The organism is Dactylosporangium sp. CS-033363 (genome assembly GCF_050942475.1).
Lineage (GTDB): Bacteria > Actinomycetota > Actinomycetes > Mycobacteriales > Micromonosporaceae > Dactylosporangium.
This window is the reverse complement of record NZ_CP192032.1, coordinates 7807358-7823677: the sequence shown is the minus strand read 5'-3', so window position 1 is coordinate 7823677 and position 16320 is coordinate 7807358. Positions and strand designations below refer to the sequence as shown.

The 16320-nt window shown below is 73.1% G+C and carries 15 protein-coding genes; 11 read left to right on the top strand and 4 right to left on the bottom strand.

Features of this window, described 5'->3' with window-relative positions:
• The first annotated feature begins 121 nt into the window (after nucleotides 1-121).
• The 7 genes from ACQPZ4_RS36275 to ACQPZ4_RS36245 all read left to right on the top strand — a co-directional run bounded on the left by ACQPZ4_RS36275 (nucleotide 122) and on the right by ACQPZ4_RS36245 (nucleotide 8934).
• Nucleotides 122-1594 (top strand): aldehyde dehydrogenase family protein, encoded by a 1473-nt coding sequence (locus tag ACQPZ4_RS36275; RefSeq protein ID WP_433046084.1) that lies wholly within the window; start codon nucleotides 122-124, stop codon nucleotides 1592-1594.
• Nucleotides 1591-2577 carry a zinc-dependent alcohol dehydrogenase gene (locus tag ACQPZ4_RS36270; protein WP_433046081.1) on the top strand — a complete coding sequence of 329 codons (987 nt, stop codon included), beginning with the start codon at nucleotides 1591-1593 and terminating at the stop codon, nucleotides 2575-2577. The genes ACQPZ4_RS36275 and ACQPZ4_RS36270 overlap by 4 nt, the downstream gene beginning before the upstream one ends.
• Nucleotides 2574-4322, top strand: a complete 1749-nt coding sequence (locus ACQPZ4_RS36265; RefSeq protein WP_433046078.1) for a thiamine pyrophosphate-binding protein — start codon at nucleotides 2574-2576, stop codon at nucleotides 4320-4322. Before ACQPZ4_RS36270 ends, ACQPZ4_RS36265 begins: the two co-directional genes overlap by 4 nt.
• Before the next feature lie 17 nt (nucleotides 4323-4339).
• On the top strand, nucleotides 4340-5491 hold the full coding sequence (locus ACQPZ4_RS36260) for an ABC transporter substrate-binding protein (protein ID WP_433046075.1): 1152 nt from the start codon (nucleotides 4340-4342) through the stop codon (nucleotides 5489-5491).
• Between the two features lie 61 nt (nucleotides 5492-5552).
• Entirely contained in the window at nucleotides 5553-6422 is an 870-nt protein-coding gene (locus ACQPZ4_RS36255) for a branched-chain amino acid ABC transporter permease (RefSeq protein ID WP_433046072.1), read from the top strand.
• A complete protein-coding gene (locus ACQPZ4_RS36250) occupies nucleotides 6419-8221 on the top strand; it encodes a branched-chain amino acid ABC transporter ATP-binding protein/permease (RefSeq protein ID WP_433046069.1) in 1803 nt (600 codons plus the stop codon). Before ACQPZ4_RS36255 ends, ACQPZ4_RS36250 begins: the two co-directional genes overlap by 4 nt.
• Nucleotides 8218-8934 carry an ABC transporter ATP-binding protein gene (locus ACQPZ4_RS36245; protein ID WP_433046066.1) on the top strand — a complete coding sequence of 239 codons (717 nt, stop codon included), beginning with the start codon at nucleotides 8218-8220 and terminating at the stop codon, nucleotides 8932-8934. Before ACQPZ4_RS36250 ends, ACQPZ4_RS36245 begins: the two co-directional genes overlap by 4 nt.
• A gap of 47 nt (nucleotides 8935-8981) precedes the next feature.
• Here ACQPZ4_RS36245 and ACQPZ4_RS36240 read toward each other — a convergent pair whose 3' ends face one another.
• The gene (locus ACQPZ4_RS36240; RefSeq protein WP_433046064.1) at nucleotides 8982-9950 is read right to left on the bottom strand and encodes a ThuA domain-containing protein; all 969 of its coding nucleotides are present in this window, start codon (nucleotides 9948-9950) and stop codon (nucleotides 8982-8984) included.
• A gap of 203 nt (nucleotides 9951-10153) precedes the next feature.
• On the opposite strand from ACQPZ4_RS36240, the gene ACQPZ4_RS36235 reads away from it, so the two are divergent.
• The 4 genes from ACQPZ4_RS36235 (at nucleotide 10154) to pqqB (ending at nucleotide 13351) form a co-directional block, all read left to right on the top strand.
• Nucleotides 10154-10276 carry a hypothetical protein gene (locus ACQPZ4_RS36235; RefSeq protein ID WP_433046061.1) on the top strand — a complete coding sequence of 41 codons (123 nt, stop codon included), beginning with the start codon at nucleotides 10154-10156 and terminating at the stop codon, nucleotides 10274-10276.
• Entirely contained in the window at nucleotides 10255-10962 is a 708-nt protein-coding gene (gene pqqC / locus ACQPZ4_RS36230; RefSeq protein ID WP_433046058.1) for a pyrroloquinoline-quinone synthase PqqC, read from the top strand. Before ACQPZ4_RS36235 ends, pqqC begins: the two co-directional genes overlap by 22 nt.
• Nucleotides 10959-12341 (top strand): pyrroloquinoline quinone biosynthesis protein PqqE, encoded by a 1383-nt coding sequence (pqqE, locus tag ACQPZ4_RS36225; protein WP_433046055.1) that lies wholly within the window; start codon nucleotides 10959-10961, stop codon nucleotides 12339-12341. The genes pqqC and pqqE overlap by 4 nt, the downstream gene beginning before the upstream one ends.
• A 155-nt stretch (nucleotides 12342-12496) precedes the next feature.
• Nucleotides 12497-13351: a pyrroloquinoline quinone biosynthesis protein PqqB gene (gene pqqB, locus ACQPZ4_RS36220; RefSeq protein WP_433046052.1), complete on the top strand. Its 855-nt coding sequence runs from the start codon at nucleotides 12497-12499 to the stop codon at nucleotides 13349-13351.
• Here the strand turns inward: pqqB and ACQPZ4_RS36215 are convergent.
• The 3 genes from ACQPZ4_RS36215 to ACQPZ4_RS36205 form a co-directional block, all read right to left on the bottom strand.
• Nucleotides 13346-13990, bottom strand: coding sequence for a TetR/AcrR family transcriptional regulator (locus ACQPZ4_RS36215; RefSeq protein WP_433046049.1), 645 nt, complete (start codon nucleotides 13988-13990; stop codon nucleotides 13346-13348). The two genes, pqqB and ACQPZ4_RS36215, sit on opposite strands and share 6 nt — an antisense overlap.
• Nucleotides 13991-14135: 145 nt before the next feature.
• Entirely contained in the window at nucleotides 14136-15128 is a 993-nt protein-coding gene (locus tag ACQPZ4_RS36210) for a glycoside hydrolase family 11 protein (protein WP_433046046.1), read from the bottom strand.
• 224 nt (nucleotides 15129-15352) lie between these two features.
• Nucleotides 15353-16285 carry a L,D-transpeptidase gene (locus ACQPZ4_RS36205; RefSeq protein WP_433046043.1) on the bottom strand — a complete coding sequence of 311 codons (933 nt, stop codon included), beginning with the start codon at nucleotides 16283-16285 and terminating at the stop codon, nucleotides 15353-15355.
• Nucleotides 16286-16320: the final 35 nt, after the last annotated feature.

The following is a 16320-nucleotide window of genomic DNA, read 5'->3' as shown; positions in this document are numbered from 1 at the left end:
TCGGCGGTCGGAACTTTCTCCGCTCGGGCTCTTGCCAGCGGCGTCGGCCGCCCGTACGTTACACCCAGTCCGCATAGCGGTCCAGATGTGCCGCTAAGTGGTTTACAGCGAGGAGTGGAACATGTTGGACGCCATCCTCGGCCCGTCCCCGGCCGTCGCCCCGGCCCTGCTCGCGGGCGCCTGGAAAACCGGGGGTGAGCAGGTGGAGCGGGTCGGGCCGTACGTGCGGCGGGTGGTCAGCCGGGCGGTCGCCGCCGACGACGACATGGTCCGCACCGCAGTCCGATACGCCCACGACGGCGCGCGGCAGGCGATGGCCGCGACGTCGCCCGCGGCCCGCGCCGAGGTCCTCGAACGGGCCGCCGCGGCCGCGAACCGCCACCGCGACGCCCTGGCCCGGCTGATCGCCCTCGAGCTCGGCAAGCCGCTCAAGGACGGCGGCGGCGAGATCGACCGGGTCGCCGACACGTTCGCGATCTGCGCCGCCGAGGCCCGCCGCATCGGCGGGGACGTGCTGCCGGTCGCCGGATGGGCCCGGGGCGTGGGCAACACCGCGCTGACCTACCGGGCCCCGGCCGGCGTCGCACTCGCCATCACCCCGTTCAACGCCCCGGCCAACCTCCTGGCGCACAAGCTCGGCGCGTCCTTCGCGGCCGGCAACACGACCGTCGTCAAGGCGCCGCCGCAGGCCCCGGCCGTGTCCGCGGCGGTCGTCGCCCTGCTGCTGGAGGCCGGCGCCCCGGCGGAGGCGGTGCAGCTGCTGCACGGCGGCGGGGCCGTCGGGGCCGCGCTGTGCGCCGCGCCGGAGGTCGCCGTCGTCAGCTTCACCGGCAGCGTCGAGACCGGCGCGGCCGTGGCCCGGGCGGCCGGCGCGAAGCGGCTCGTCCTGGAGCTCGGCGGCAACGCGGCCACCATCGTCTGCGCCGACGCCGACGTGGCCCAGGCCGCCGCCGTGTGTGCCCGCACCGGCTACACCAACTCCGGCCAGAGCTGCATATCCGTGCAGCGGGTGTACGTGCACCGCTCCCGCTTCGACGAGTTCGCCGCCGCGTTCGGCAAGGAGGTCGCGGCGCTGAAGGTCGGCGATCCGCTCGACCCGGCCACCGATGTGGGCTCCATGGTCGACGAGGAGGCGGCCGCGCGGGTCGCCGGCTGGGCGGCCGAGGCGGGTGCGGCCGGCGCGACGATCGCCCTCGGCGGCACCCGCGACGGCGCCACCCTGGCCCCGACCATCGTGCTCGACCCGCCGCCCGGCGCGGCCGTGGTCACCCGCGAGGTGTTCGGCGCGCTCGTGGCCGTGCTGCCCTTCGACGACTTCGACGCCGTCCTGGCCGCCTGCAACGGCAGCCGGTACGGCCTGCAGGCCGGCCTGTTCACGCAGGACATCGGCCGGATCGTCGCCGCCTGGCGCGAGCTGGAGGTCGGCGGCCTGATCGTCAACGGCTCCTCGAACTTCCGCCTGGACCACGTGCCCTTCGGCGGCGTCAAGGACTCCGGCTTCGGCCGCGAGTCGCCGGCCCACATGATCGAGGACTACACCGTGGTCAAGACGCTGCTGCTGCGCGGCCTGTCGATCTGGGGCACCCGCCCGTGAGGGCCGCCGTGCTGACCGGGCCGGGCGTGGTCGAGGTCGCCGCCGACTGGCCCGAGCCCGACTGCGGCCCGGACGACGTCGTGCTCGCCGTGCGCGCGGTCGGCGTCTGCGGCTCCGACCTCACCGTGTTCGACGGCAAGCGGGCCGTGCCGGGCCTGCCGTGGGCGCTGGGCCACGAGGCGATCGGCGACATCGTGCGGGTCGGCGCCAACGTCGCCCCGGCGCGGGTCGGCGAGCGGGTCGCGATCGAGCCGAACTTCCCGTGCCTGCGCTGCCCCGCGTGTGCCGCGGGCCGTACCGCGGTCTGCCCCGACCGGCGCATCCTGGGCATCAACGAGCCGGGCGTGCTGCGCGAGCTCGTCGCCGTGCCGGCCCGGTTCGCCTGGTCCGCCCCGCGCGGCCTGCCCGACGAGGACCTGGTCTGCGTCGAGCCGCTCGCCGTCGCGCTGGCCGCCCTCGGCCGGGCCGGCGTGCGCCCCGCCGAGCGCTGCCTCGTCGTCGGGGCCGGCTCCCAGGGCCTGCTGGTCTGCCTGGCCCTGCAGGCCCTGGGCGCGGTGCCGGTCGTCGTCGACCCGCACGAGGGCCGGCTCGCCACCGCGGTCGAGCTCGGCGCCGCCCCGATGCCCGCCGACGGGCTCTTCCCGGTCGTGTTCGAGACGTCCGGCGCCCCGCCCGCGCTGGAGACCGCCGTGGAGCGGGCCGCGCCCGACGGCCGGATCGTGCTCATCGGGCAGAGCGCGGTACCGGCCCGGCTGTCCACGTTCACCGTCGTGCAGCGGCGCCTGTCGCTGCTCGGCTGCCTGATCTACGACCATCCCGGGGACTTCGCGGCCTCCGTGGCCCGCGCCGGCGAGCTGCGCCCCGGGCGCATCCTGCGCGGCCGGTTCCCGCTGGCCCGCGTCTCGGACGCGTTCGCGCAGGCCCGCGAGCTGCCCGGCAAGACCTGGATCACGTTCGAGCACCTGGAGGTGGCGCCGCGATGAGCGTCGAGACGAAGACCCTGACCGCCGCCGAGGCACTGGTCGCCCAGCTCGAGGCGTTCGGTGTGGAGTACGTCTTCGGCACGTGCGGGCACACCAACATCGCCCTGCTCGACGCGATCGGGCGCAGCCGCATCGACTTCGTCATCGCCCGCCACGAGCAGGCCGCCGCGCACGCGGCCGACGGCTACGCCCGCGCCTCGGGCAAGGCCGGCGTGCTGCTGGTCCACGTCGGGCCCGGCATGATGAACGCGGTCACCGGCGTGGCCACCGCCGCGCTGGACTCCGTCCCGCTGGTCACCATCGCCGGCGACGTGCCGTCCTACATGTACGGCCGGCACCCGCACCAGGAGGTCAACCTCCACGCCGACGCCGACCAGACGGCGATCTACCGGCCGTTCGTCAAGCGCGCCTGGCACGTGCACCGGGTCGAGGACCTGGCCCGCTTCACCGAGCGCGCGTTCTGGACGGCGACCGCCGGCCGCCCCGGTGCCGTGCTGCTCAACGTCCCGATGGACCTGTTCTCCCGCCCGGTGCCCGCGCCGGTCGCCCACCCGCTGCCGGTGCTGGTCAGCGCCCCGGCCCTGGACCCCGCCGACGCGCAGCGGGCCGCCGAGCTGCTGCTGGGCGCCGAGCGGCCGCTGGTGTACCTCGGCGGCGGCCTCGGGGCCGGGGCGGGCCGGGACGCGCTGGTCTCGCTCGTCGAGCACCTCGACATCCCGGTCGCGCACTCGCTGATGGCCAAGGGCGCGCTGCCCGACCGGCACCCGCTCGTCATGGGCATGACCGGGTTCTGGGGCCTCGAGGTGACCAACACCTACGCCCTGGAGGCCGACGTCGTGCTGGCCATCGGCACCCGGTTCGCCGAGACCGACGCCAGCTCCTGGAACCCCGCCTACACCTGGCGCATGCCGCCGACCCGGCTGATCCAGATCGACATCGACCCGGCCGAGATCGGCCGCAACTATCCGGTGGAGCTCGGCATCGTGGCCGACGCGACCCACGCGGTGCGGGCCATCGACGCCGCCGTGCGCCACACCGATCCGCGGCCGCGCCGCCGCCCGGCGCTGCGCGAGCAGATCCGGGCCGCGCGCACCGCGCTGTTCGAGGGCAGCACCGAGCGCGGCCGCAGCGGGCAGTTCCCGCTGCGCCCCGAGCGGATCCTGCTCGACCTGCGCGAGACCCTCCCGCCCGACACGGTCCTGGTCACCGACGTCGGCTGGAACAAGAACGGCGTCGCCCAGTGCTACCCGCTGCCGCCCGAGGGCCGGTTCATCACCCCCGGCGGCGCCTCCACCATGGGGTTCGGCCCGGCCGCGGCCCTGGGTGTGCAGCTCGCCCGGCCCGACGCGGCCGTGGTGGCGCTCGTGGGCGACGGCGGGATGAGCGCGCAGCTGCCGGCCGTGCCGCTGGCCGTCGAGCGGGGCCTGCCCGTGCTGTTCGTGGTCATGAACAACCGGGCCCACGGCACCATCGCCGACCTGCAGGAGGCCAACTTCGGCCGGGAGTACGGCTGCGCGTTCACCGACCCGGACGGCAACCCCTACAGCCCGGACTTCGCCGCCTTCGGCCGGGCCTGCGGCGCCGACGGCTACCAGATCGAGCGGGCCGACGACCTGCGCGGCGCGCTGCTCACCGCCCATCGCCGCCGCCGACCGGCGGTGCTGGACGTGGCGATGGTCAACGAACCGGTGCCGACCCCCGGGCACTGGAACATCAAGGACATCTATCACGGTCTATTCGACTAACTGATGAGGTGATGCGCATGACCCCGCAACGCATCCGACGACTCGCCGGTGCCACCGTGCTCGCCCTCGCGCTGTCCGCCTGCAGCGCGCCGGGCGAGAAGAAGGACGACAGCAGCGGCCAGGCGGCCGCCGGGCCGATCAAGCTCGCGCTGGTGGACGCGCAGAGCGGGCAGCTGAGCTCGCTGGGCGCGTGGGAGCTCAAGGGCGCCAAGCTGGCCGTCGAGGAGTGGAACAAGGCCGGCGGCGTCAACGGCCGGCAGGTCCAGCTGGACGTCTTCGACGACCAGGGCGACCCGACCGTGGGCACGAACCTGGCCCGGAAGATCGCCAGTGAGGGCTACGTGGCGATGATCGGCACGGCGGAGAGCGCGGTGACGATCGCGATGGCACCGATCCTGCAGCAGGCCGCGATTCCCAACATCACCTCCGGGCAGTCCACCGGCCTGGTGGCGGTCAAGAGCCCGTTCCTGTTCCTCAACGGCCCGACCAGCACCACCTACGACGAGACCCTCGCGAAGTACATTGTGGACACCAAGGGCATCAAGACGATCGCGATGATCACCAACAACGGGTCGTACGGCAAGGGCGAGCACGACGCGTTCCTGAAGGCCCTGCAGAGCCGCGGCGTGACCCCGGTGGCGGACCAGGTCGTCACCACGGACCAGAAGGACTTCTCCGCGGCGCTGACCACGATCCGCAGCAAGAACCCGCAACTGATCTTCCTCGGGGCCGAGGAGGTCGAGTCCGGCCTGATCGTCAAGCAGGCCCGCGACCTCGGGATCACGGTGCCGTTCGCCGGGGCCGCGCCGCAGGGCACGCCGGTGTTCCTCAACACCGCCGGCGCCGCCAACGTCGAGGGGACGATCGTCAGCTCGCCGTACCTCAGCAACGACATCAACGACGCGTCGAAGAAGTTCGCGGCGGCGTACAAGGCCGCCTACAACGAGGACGCGGAGCTGCACGGGGCGAAGGCCTACGACGGCACCCAGATCGTGCTCACCGCGCTCAAGTCGTCCGGCGCCGCGACCGGCAAGGCGCTCGCCGACGCGATCCGCGCCACGAAGTACAAGGGGCTGCTGGGCGACTTCGCCTTCGACGACACCGGGGTGGGGATCTTCGCCACTTCCATCGGTGTGATCACCGGCGGCAAACTGACGGCCGCAAGCTGAGCCTGCCCATCAACCGGGGCGCCGCCGAGCCGCGGCGCCCCGTTCCGGCATCGGGAGAGCCATGCAAGTCACGCTGCAAACCTTGATCGGCGGGCTGAGCCTCGGCGCCGTCTACGCCCTCGTCGCCATGGGGTTCTCGCTCGTGTACCGCACGATGGGCCTCGTCAACTTCGCGCACGGCAACGTCGTGACGCTCGGCGCCTACGTCGCGTCGACCTTCTACATGTCCGCGCGGCTGCCCTTCGCCCTGGCGATGATCGTCGCGATCGTGGTCACCGGCCTCGTCGGGTTCGTCATCGAGTTCGTCCTGCGGCCCTTGGAGAACAAGGACTTCGACCTGATGCTGATCGGCACGATCGGCTTCGGCATCGTCCTGGACGCCATCGCGATCATGATCTGGGGCGCGACCGGCCGTGCGGTGACCTCCCCCATCTCCAGCCCGCCGCTGGACGTGTTCGGCCTGAAGATCCGCACGTACGACCTGCTGGTGCTCGCCATCGGCGCCGCCGCGATGCTGCTGCTCATGCTGTTCCTGCAGCGCACCAAGCGGGGCACGGCCATGCAGGCGGTCGCCATGGACCACGAGGCCGCCACCGCCGTCGGCATCCACGTCGGGCGCAGCAACTCCGTCGCGTTCGTCATCGGCGCCGCCCTCGCCGCCCTGGCCGGCGGGCTCGTCGGGCCGCTGCAGTACGTCTACCCGACCATGGGCGCGGCGCTGGGCATCAAGGGCTTCGCCGGGGCGATCCTCGGCGGCTTCGGCAGCATCCCCGGCGCCATCGTCGGCGGCCTGGCCATCGGGGTGCTCGACGCGTTCGCCGCCGGGCACTTCCAGGGCTACTCCGAGCTGGTCGTGTTCCTGGTCTTCACGGCCATCATCATGGTCCGCCCGACCGGCGTCTTCGGCGAGAGGACGGTGAACCGGGCATGAAACGCCGCCTGGCGATCCTCGCCGCGGTCGCGGCCGTGCTGTGGCTGCTGCCGTACACCGTCGACTCCTACGCGATCCACGTCGTCGACGTCACGCTCATCTTCGCGCTGCTCGCGGTCGGCCTCGGCCTCGCCATGGGCATCGCCGGGCAGGTCAACCTGGCCCAGGTCGCGTTCTTCGGCGTCGGCGCCTACACCGTGGGCATCCTGACCACCTCCGCCGGGTTGGGCTTCTGGGTCTCCGCCCTGCTGGCGCTGCTGGCGACCGCGGTGACCGGGCTGTTCGTCGGCGTGCCCGCGCTGCGGGTGCAGTCGCACTATCTCGGCATCGTCACGCTCGGCCTCGCCGTCGCCTTCACCAACTGGGTCACCAACGCCGAGGTCAGCGGGGGCGCCGAGGGCATCAACGCGATCCCGGTGCCGCACCTGCCGGGCGTCGACCTCACCAGCGAGTACCTCTTCTACTACGTCGAGCTCATCGTGTTCGCGGTCGCCCTGGCCTTCGGCATCTTCGTCGTGCACACGCCGCTGGGCCGGCGCATGCGGGCGATGCGCGACGATCCCCTGGCCGCGGGCGCGGTCGGGGTCGAGGTCCCGATGGTGCGGATGACCGCGTTCCTGCTGGCCAGCGTGTACGGCGGCACGGCCGGGGTGCTCTATGCCGGCCTGGTGCGCTACGTCGCACCGGAGACGTTCAGCATCGGCAACATGTTCCTGCTGCTCGCGATGGTCATCATCGGCGGGCGGCAGAGCCTGCTGGGCTGCGTCGCGGGCGCCGTCGCGCTGTCCCTGCTGCGCGAGCTGCTCGTGGACTACCCGACGTACGCGCAGGTGGCCTACGGCAGCATCGTCGTGCTGGTCGTCGTGTTCGCCCCGACCGGCCTGGCCGGGCTGCCCCGGCGGCTGCGGGAGCGCCTGGGCCGCCGCGGCGCCGGCCCGCGCCACGAGCTGCGGCCGTTCCAGCCGTACGAGGCGGCGGACGTCCCGGGCGACGGCGCGCCGCTGCTGGAGATCGCCGGCCTCGGCAAGCAGTTCAAGGGCCTGCGCGCCCTGGACGACGTGTCGTTCACGGTGGCGGCGGGGGAGATCCGCGGCATCGTCGGGCCCAACGGCTCGGGCAAGACGACCCTGTTCAACGTCGTCACCGGGCTCTACAAGGCCACGACCGGCCGGGTGACGTTCGCCGGGCGGCCGGTCACCGGGGCCAGCCCGCATCGCCTGGCCCGCGCCGGGATGGCCCGCACGTTCCAGAACCTGCGGCTCTTCGGCGCGCTCACGGTCCAGGAGAACGTCCTCGTGGCCCTGGACCAGACCCGGACGCGATCCATCTGGCGGTACCTGCTGCGCCCCCTCGGGGTGTGGCGGCGGGACCGCGCGCTGCGGGCCGAAGGCGCCGGGCTGCTGGCCCGGTTCGGTCTGGCCGACTTCGCCGGCGCGCTGCCGGGCGCCCTGCCCTACGGCATCCAGCGCCGCGTCGAGATCGCCCGGGCGATGGCCCAGCGGCCGCGGCTGCTGCTGCTCGACGAGCCCGCGGCCGGCCTCAACGGCGACGAGGTCCGCCAGCTCGGCGAGATCGTCCGGTCCATCCGCGCCGGCGGTGTGACCGTGGTGCTCATCGAGCACAACATGGGCCTGGTCATGTCGCTGTGCGAGCGGGTCACCGTGCTCGCGAGCGGCCGGGTCATCGCCGACGGTACCCCCGCCGAGGTGGCCACCGCGCCGCAGGTGATCGAGGCGTACCTCGGCGACTCCATGGCCGACACGGTCGGCGAGGACTTCATCGAGGAGGCGAACCGATGAGCGCACCGGCCCTGGAGGTCGAGGACCTCACGGTGCACTACGGCGGCGTCTGCGCGGTCCGGTCGGTGAGCTTCGCCGTGCCGGCCGGGGGATGCCTGGGCATCATCGGCGCCAACGGCGCCGGCAAGACCTCGACGCTCAAGGCGGTGCTCGGACTGGTGCCCCGCACGGTCGGCGCGCTGCGGGTCGAGGGTCGCGACATGTCCCGGGTGAAGGCGCGCGACATGGTCCGCCACGGCATCGGCTACGTGCCCGAGGGCCGGCACGTCTTCGCGGGACTGACGGTGGAGAAGAACCTGTTGCTCGGCGCCTACGCCCGGCCGTGGAACCGCGAGACGCGCCGGAAGCTCGACGACGTGTTCGCACTCTTCCCGGTCCTGGGCGAGATGCGCGAGCGGCTCGCGGGCGCGCTGTCCGGCGGGCAGCAGCAGATGCTGGCCATCGGCCGGGCCCTCATGTCACAGCCGAGGCTGCTGCTGCTCGACGAGCCGTCGATGGGGCTGTCGCCGAAGCTCGTCGAGGAGATCCTGGCGGCCCTGCAGCGGCTCGGCCGCGACGGGCTGAGCATGCTGCTGGTCGAGCAGAACGCGAAGCTGACGTTCGAGGCCACCGACAGCTGCCTGGTGGTGGAGAACGGCGCGGTGGCGATGTCCGGCTCCTCGGCGCAGCTGCGCCACGACGCGCGGGTGCGCCGCGTGTACCTCGGGCTGTGAACGGGTGGCGCGGGCGGCGGGCCGGGTGCCCGCCGCCCGCGCGGTCCTCAGCGGCAGAACGGTGCCGCGCCCATGGCCGAGCGGATGCCGCCCACCAGCATCTGCTGGAACTGCGGCGCGCCCGGGAAGGTGCTGCCGTCACCGAACAGCAGGGCGTCGTGGCCGAGCGTGGTCAGCCACGCGCGGCCGCCGTCGTAGTACTGGCACCAGGCGACCGGGTGGTCCTTGCCGTGCCCCGGGTGGCCCATCGAGCCCTCGACGCCCTCGGCCAGCGTGCTCTCGTCCACCTCGGCCAGGACGCGGACCTTGCTCGGGTACGGCACGAGGTTGTACCACTCGTCGCGCAGCTGCCACCGCTCCGGCAGGCCCGCCGTCGAGGCGTCCCGCCGGTCGACGACCTTGACCGTGCCGGGCTGGGCCGGGCCGTGGTCGTAGTAGTTGGCCCCGCCGAGCAGGCCCTCGTACCACGGCCAGTTGTACTCGGTGCCGAACGCGTTGTGCACGCCGACGAAGCCGCCACCGCCGCGGATGTACTGCCGCAGCGCCGTCTGCGCCGCGTCGTCCAGGGCGTCGCGGGAGGTGCTGAAGAAGATCACGGCGTTGTACCGGAAGAGCTGGTTCGGCGACGCCAGCTGGGCGAGGTCCTCGGTCCAGTCGACCGCGAACCCGTTCTTGCCGCCCAACGCGACGACGCCGTTCTGCACGACGTTGGCGGCGGTCAGCGGCGGGTTGAGGCCGGGCGCGAGGGCCGGGCCGAGGTTGGCGTGGCGGGGACCGGCGGTGCGGGTCACCAGCAGCACGCGGTACCCCTTGGCCGGGTCGAAGTTGCCCCAGTCGTGGTAGCAGCGCTCGTCGGTGCCGCGGCAGACGCCGTAGTCGGGGCTGCCCAGCTCGCGCGCGCCGGTGTCGCGGTCTCTGGACGGCTGCGCCGCGCTCGGCAGCACCGCGACGACGCCGAGCACGGCGGTCGCGGCGGCGACGAGGGCGGCGAGCAGCACGGGGCGTTTCCACTGCATGCCGGTACTCCTTCGGGGGGTGTCGGGCGGTAGGTCCATCTAGCGGACCTGTGGTACCGAATCAGGCTGGCTCAATATAGGCCCGCCCCAATCCGGAAACAAGGAATTCAGGGGTTGCGATCGATCCTCCGGGCGGAATATCGTTCGTCCATCCAGTGGCCCATTCGGACCGCTGAATGGATCGGAGGAAGGGAGTGGTCACCATGTCCGCCACCGCGCGCCCGCGCCGCCCGTGGACCGCACCGCGGGTGGAGTGCCTCGAGACGCGGCCCGAGATCTCGGCGTACACGGGCGCGGGGGACCCGTGGTCGCGCCGGCCCCGCTGAGCCGCGACGCGTTCGCCGAGGCCCTGCGGGGTCTCGGCGAGCACTACTGGGACCGGCACCCGTTCCACCGGCGGCTGCACGACGGGCGCGGCCGGCCGGAGGAGATCCGCTCCTGGGTGGCGAACCGCTGGTACTACCAGCGCTGCCTGGCCCAGAAGAACGCCGCCGTCATCGCCCAGTGCCCGCTGCCGGAGGTCCGCCGGGACTGGCTGGCGCGGGTGCGCTTCCACGACGGCACGCGCGACGGCGAGGGCGGGCTGGCCGAGTGGCTGATCCTGGCCGAGGCGGTCGGGCTGTCCCGCGCGGAGGTCCTCGACGAGCGGCACGTGCTGCGCGGCGTGCGCTTCGCCGTCGACGGCTACCTGCACTTCTGCCGGACCCGGCCGTGGACCGAGGGCGTGGCCGCGGCGCTCACCGAGCTGTTCTCGCCCGAGCACATGGCCGAGCGGGTGCGGGCATGGCAGCGGCACTACGACTGGATCAAGCCGGACGGCCTCACCTACTTCGAGACCCGCATCCCGGTGGCCCGCCACGACGGCGCCGGCACCCTCGACCTCGTGCTCACCCACTGCACCGGCGCCGAGCAGCAGCGGGCCGCCCTGGCCGCGCTGCGCTTCAAGTGCGACGTGCTCGGCGCGATGCTCGACGCCATCGACTACGCGGCCGCGGCGTGGGTGACGGCATGAGCGCCCCGGCGCTGCGCCGCGGGGTGCGGCTCGTGCTCGACCGGGTCCGCGGGCAGCACGCGCTGCTGTACCCGGAGGGCGTGCTCCTGCTCGACCCGGTCGCCGCCGACGTGGTCCAGGCCTGCGACGGCCGCCGGGACGCCGCGGCGATCGTCGCGCGGCTCGCCGAGGACTACGACGGCGTCGCCGCGGCCGACGTCGACGCGCTGCTGTCCGACCTGACGCGGCGCCGGTTGCTGGGCGACGGGCCGCCCGCGACCCCCGAACGTCCCGGCGGCGCCCCGGCGGGCGGCGCCGCCGGGACGCCGTGGCCCCGTCCGCGCCCGACGGGCCTGGTGGCGGAGCTGACGTACCGCTGCCCGCTGCGGTGCACGTACTGCTCGAACCCGATCGAGCTCGGGCGGTACACGGCGGAACTGACGACGGCCGAATGGCTCGGCGTGCTCGACCAGGCCCGTGCGGCGGGCGTGCTGCAGGTGCACTGTTCCGGCGGCGAGCCCCTGCTGCGCCGCGACCTGCCGGAGATCCTGGCGCACGCGCGGGGGCTCGGGATGTACACCAACCTGATCACCAGCGGCATCCCGCTGTCCGCGGCCCGGCTGGCCGCGCTGGCCGGCGCCGGCCTCGACCACCTGCAACTGTCCATCCAGGACGCCGGGGCGGACCACGCGGACCGGGTCGCCGGCGGCCGCTTCCACGACCGGAAGCTCGCCGCGGCCGCGCTGGTCCGCGACACCGGCATCGCGCTGTCCGTCAACGTCGTCCTGCACGCCGGCAACGTGGACCGCCTGGCCGGGATCGCCGAGCTGGCCGTCGGGCTCGGTGCCGAGCGGCTCGAGCTCGCGCACACCCAGTACTACGGCTGGGGCCTGCGCAACCGGGCCGCCCTCATGCCGAGCCCGGCCCAGGTCGCCGCGGCCGGCGTGGCGGCCACCGACGTGCACCGCCGCTACGGGGACCGCGTCGAGATCGTGTACGTCGAGCCGGACCACCACACCGGCCGCCCGAAGCCCTGCATGCACGGCTGGGCGAGCCGCCAGCTGGTCGTCACGCCGACCGGTGAGCTGCTGCCGTGCGCGGCCGCCGCCCAGTTGCCGGGCCTGCCCGTCCCGTCGGTGCGCACCGGCTCGCTCGCCGCCGCCTGGCTGGATTCGGCGCTGTTCAACGCCTTCCGCGGTACCGCCTGGATGCCCGACCCCTGCCGCACCTGCGAGCTGCGCGAGGTCGACTTCGGCGGCTGCCGCTGCCAGGCGTTCCAGCTCACCGGCGACGCGGCGGCGACCGATCCCGCGTGCCGCCTCTCCCCGCACCACGCGACCGTCCGGGCCGCCGCGGCGCCCGGCCCGCGCCCGGCCCCCGTTCCGCGGCGGACCCGGTGAGGGTGCGCATCCTCGGCCCGCGCCCGGCTCCCGTTCCGCGGCGGGCCTGGTGAGGGTGCGCATCTTCGGCCTGCGCCCGGCTCCCGTTCCGCGGCGGGCCCGGTGAGGGTGCGCATCTTCGGCCCGTGCCCGGCTCCCGTTCCGCGGCGGGCCCGGTGAGGGTGCGCATTCTCGGCAGTGCGGCCGGCGGTGGCGTGCCCCAGTGGAACTGCGCCTGCGCCGGCTGCCGCACGGCCCGCGCCACCGGGGTGCACCGCACGCAGGACGGCGTGGCGGTCACCGGCGACGGCAGCGCGTGGTACCTGCTGAACGCCTCGCCGGACGTGCGCGCCCAGCTGCTCGCCGCGCCCGAGCTCGCCCCGGGCCCCGGCCGGCGCGACACCCCGGTCCGCGGTGTCGTGCTCACCACGGCCGAGCTCGACCACGCCGCGGGCCTGCTCATGCTCCGCGAGGCCGGCGCGCTGACGGTGTGCGGCACCGGCGCCGTGCTCGACACGCTGCGCACCGACCTGCCGCTGCTGCCGGCCCTGGCCCGGTACACGAGCCTGCGCGTGCGGTGCCTGACGCCGGGGGAGCCGCTCGACCTCGACGGCGGCCTGACCGTGCGGGCGCTCGCGGTGGGATCCAAACGGCCCCGGTACGCCCGCGGGGAACCCGCCGGCGAACGGGTCTGCGCGCTGCGGGTGAGCGACGCGCGCGGCCGGGCGTTCGTCTACGCGACCTGCCTGCCGGAGTGGACCGAGGCGTTCGACGCGTTCCTCGCCGGCGCGGATGCGGCGCTGCTGGACGGTACGTTCGCCACCGCGGACGAGCCCGCCCGCGTGGCCGGGCTCGCGCGCACGCCGCGGGAGATGGGGCACCTGCCGATCGCCGGCATGCTCGAGGCGGTGCGCCGCCATCCGGGGACGCGGTGCCTCTTCGGGCACCTCAACAACACCAACCCGTATGCGCACGGCGGGGCCGTCGGGCCGGTCGAGATCGCCGCGGACGGCCTGACCCTGGCGCTATGAGCCCGCCGCCGGGCGCAGGTGCGACACGATCATGTCGCCGAGCAGCATGCGGTAGTGCTCGCGGCGGGCCGGGTCGACCGGGTCGCGCTCGAAGATGGCGTTGAACGTGTACCGGTTGGCGATCCGGAAGAAGCAGTAGGCGCTGATCGCGAGGTGCACGTCGAGCGCGTCGACGTCCTCGCGGAACACCCCGTCGGCGCGGCCGCGCTTGAGGATCTGCTCGATCAGCCGGATCGCCGGGCTGTTCAGCGCGGCCAGGCTCTCCAGCTGTGCGATGTGCTCGCCCCGGTGGATGTTCTCGATGCTGACCAGCCGGATGAAGTCGGGGTTGGCCTCGTGGTGGTCGAACGTGATCTCGGCGAGCCGCCGGATCGCCTCGGCCGGGGCCAGGTGGTCGAGGTTCACGCGGTGCTCGGCCTCGCGGATGCGGGCGTAGGACCGTTCGAGCGCCGCGATGTACAGCTGCCGCTTGCCGCCGAAGTAGTAGTAGATCATTCGCTTGGTGGTCCGGGTCCGTTCGGCGATCTCGTCGACCCGCGCCCCGTCGTAGCCGCGGTCGGCGAACTCCTGGGTCGCGACGTCGAGAATCTCCCGCCGGGTCCGTTCCGCATCGCGGCGGCGGTCGTCTGGCTGATGCATCGCGTCCCTTCGCTCCCGGCCTCGCAGCGGCCGCGCTCCAGTCTCCCACGCGGGGCAGCGCGCGCCGGGACGCCGAGCGGCGCGGGGGAGGTGCGGCGTCCGCCAGTCGCCGCACCTCCCGCGCCGTGTCACGGGGCTCCGGGCGTCAGCCGGTGCTGCAGGAGACCGACGGCCACGTCCATTGACCGTTGGCCATGATGGTGACGCCGAAGGTGTTGCCGCTGCCGTTGGGTTTGCCGACCATCACGTACTGGCTGGGCCAGGTCGCGTTGACGTTCCAGGTCGAGCTGACGACCGACGGCGAGCGCAGGTTGAGCGTCACGGTCCAGGTGCTCGAGCCGGTGACCGCGACGTTCAGGTTGTACCGGTCGCTCCACTGCTGGCCCGCGGACAGGGTGGCCGTGCAGCCGCCGGTGCCTCCGCCACCGCCACCGCCCCCTCCGCCACCGCCGCCGGTGCCCTCGCTGACGGTGATGCTGGAGCTGACGCTGCTCTGGTAGCCCTCGGTGGCCATGATCTGGTAGTTCGGGGTGCCGATCTGCAGTCCGGCGTTGCGCCAGGCGGTGAAGTGGTTGCCCACGTTGATGGTGCCGCCGGTGCGCTTGCTCTGCCGGACGCTCCAGTACTGGTAGAACGTGGCGGTGCCGATGATGGAGGGCTGGTTGACCCGCTGGGTGCGGTAGATGTCGTACGTCGAGCCGTCGGTGGTCACCGAGCCGAGCCGTTGCGCGCCGGTGCTCGGGTTGTAGTTGCCGTAGTTCTCCACGACGTAGTACTCGATGAGCGGATTCGTCGTCCAGCCGTACAGCGCGAGGTAGCAGTTGCCGCCGCAGTTGAACGAGCCGGAGTAGTTGACGGTGTGCGTGGTGGAGCCGGGGTTCCAGCCCTTGCCGACCACGGAGTTGTTGATGCCGTTCATCTGGACGCTGTAGCTGCCGCCGGCGCCCAGGTTCATGGTGACGTTGCCGCTGTCCTTCCAGTACGAGAAGAAGTAGCCGTTGTGGGTGCCGGTCGTGTTGCCGGTGACGGTCCGGTCGGCCTCGGCATGGGCGGTGCCGGCGGCGAACACCGAGGCGGTCACCAGCGCGGCGGCACTGGCCAGGCTGACGAGCAGCCGCCTTGCGGTCGTTCTGTGCACGCATTCCTCCTCGATCGGGCGGGCGAGGTCGCTCGACGGATCGATATCGGTCAACGCCGAGTGAGCGAATTATGCGCACGCTGAAGCCAGCCTGACAAGAATTTCCGGAAAACTTCCGGACGGTACCGTCGGCTGGCCTTGCTTATTGGCAGCTCAGGAGAGCCTCCGGGCTGGCGGGTGCTCGGAACGGGCAGTTGGTACCGATGAAACTCTCGAAAGTTTCGTCAGTTTGCCGGGACCGCGCCGCCGCCCTGCCAGGTGGTCCAGGCCACGTTCCAGTCGCCGTACCCGTCCCACGTCGGCATCGTCGGCCCGCCCGTGTTGGTGTACGTGATCGGGTCGCCGACCTGCGCGAAGTTGAAGTACGCCTTGGCGTTGGCCTCGGTCAGGTTGGTGCAGCCGTGCGAGGTGCTGCGCTGGCCGATGTTGCCGCCGTTCCAGCTGGCCGAGTGCACGTACTCGCCGGAGTTGGTGACCCGCACCGACCAGGGCACCTGCTCGTCGTACCCGTCGCCGACCATGTGCTCGACGGCCTTCTTCTCCATGACGACCTTGGTGCCGTTGAACGTCGGGGTGCTCGCCTTGCCCAGCGACACCGGGAAGTCGAAGACCTGCTTGCCGTCGGAGGTCACGACCATGTGCAGGGTCTTCCCGTCGACCTTGCCGATGTTCGCCGCCCCGGTCTTCATGTCGAGCGTCAGGCTGTTGTCGTACACGAGCCCGGTGCCGCCCGACTTCCCCTTGGTGTCGAGGTTCATCGCGATCTCGGCGTGCGCCGGCCAGAACTCGCTCGGGCGGTAGTGCGCCTCGATCGGGTAGCCGGAGTAGATCGTGGACTTCTGGAAGTACCAGGCCCCGTCGACCGCCTCCCCGTTGACGGTCACCTTCGTCGCCGCGTCGAAGTCCTTGGCGCTGGTGATGGACGCCGAGAGGTACGCGATGATCGGCATGCCCACGCCGTACGTCGCGCCGTCGCTCTGGTACAGCCGCACGTGCACCGGCTTCCCGGTCGGCGCCGGCGACACGGACGGCGACGAGCCCGCCCCGCCGCCGCCCGGCTCGGCCGAGGCCGGTGCCCCGGACCACGAGGCCTCCGGCTTGGAGTCCCCGCCACAGGCCGCCAGGCCCAGCCCGAGACTGACCAGCAGCGCCGCCACCCGCCAACGGTGAGAAGATCTCATAGCCACGACGA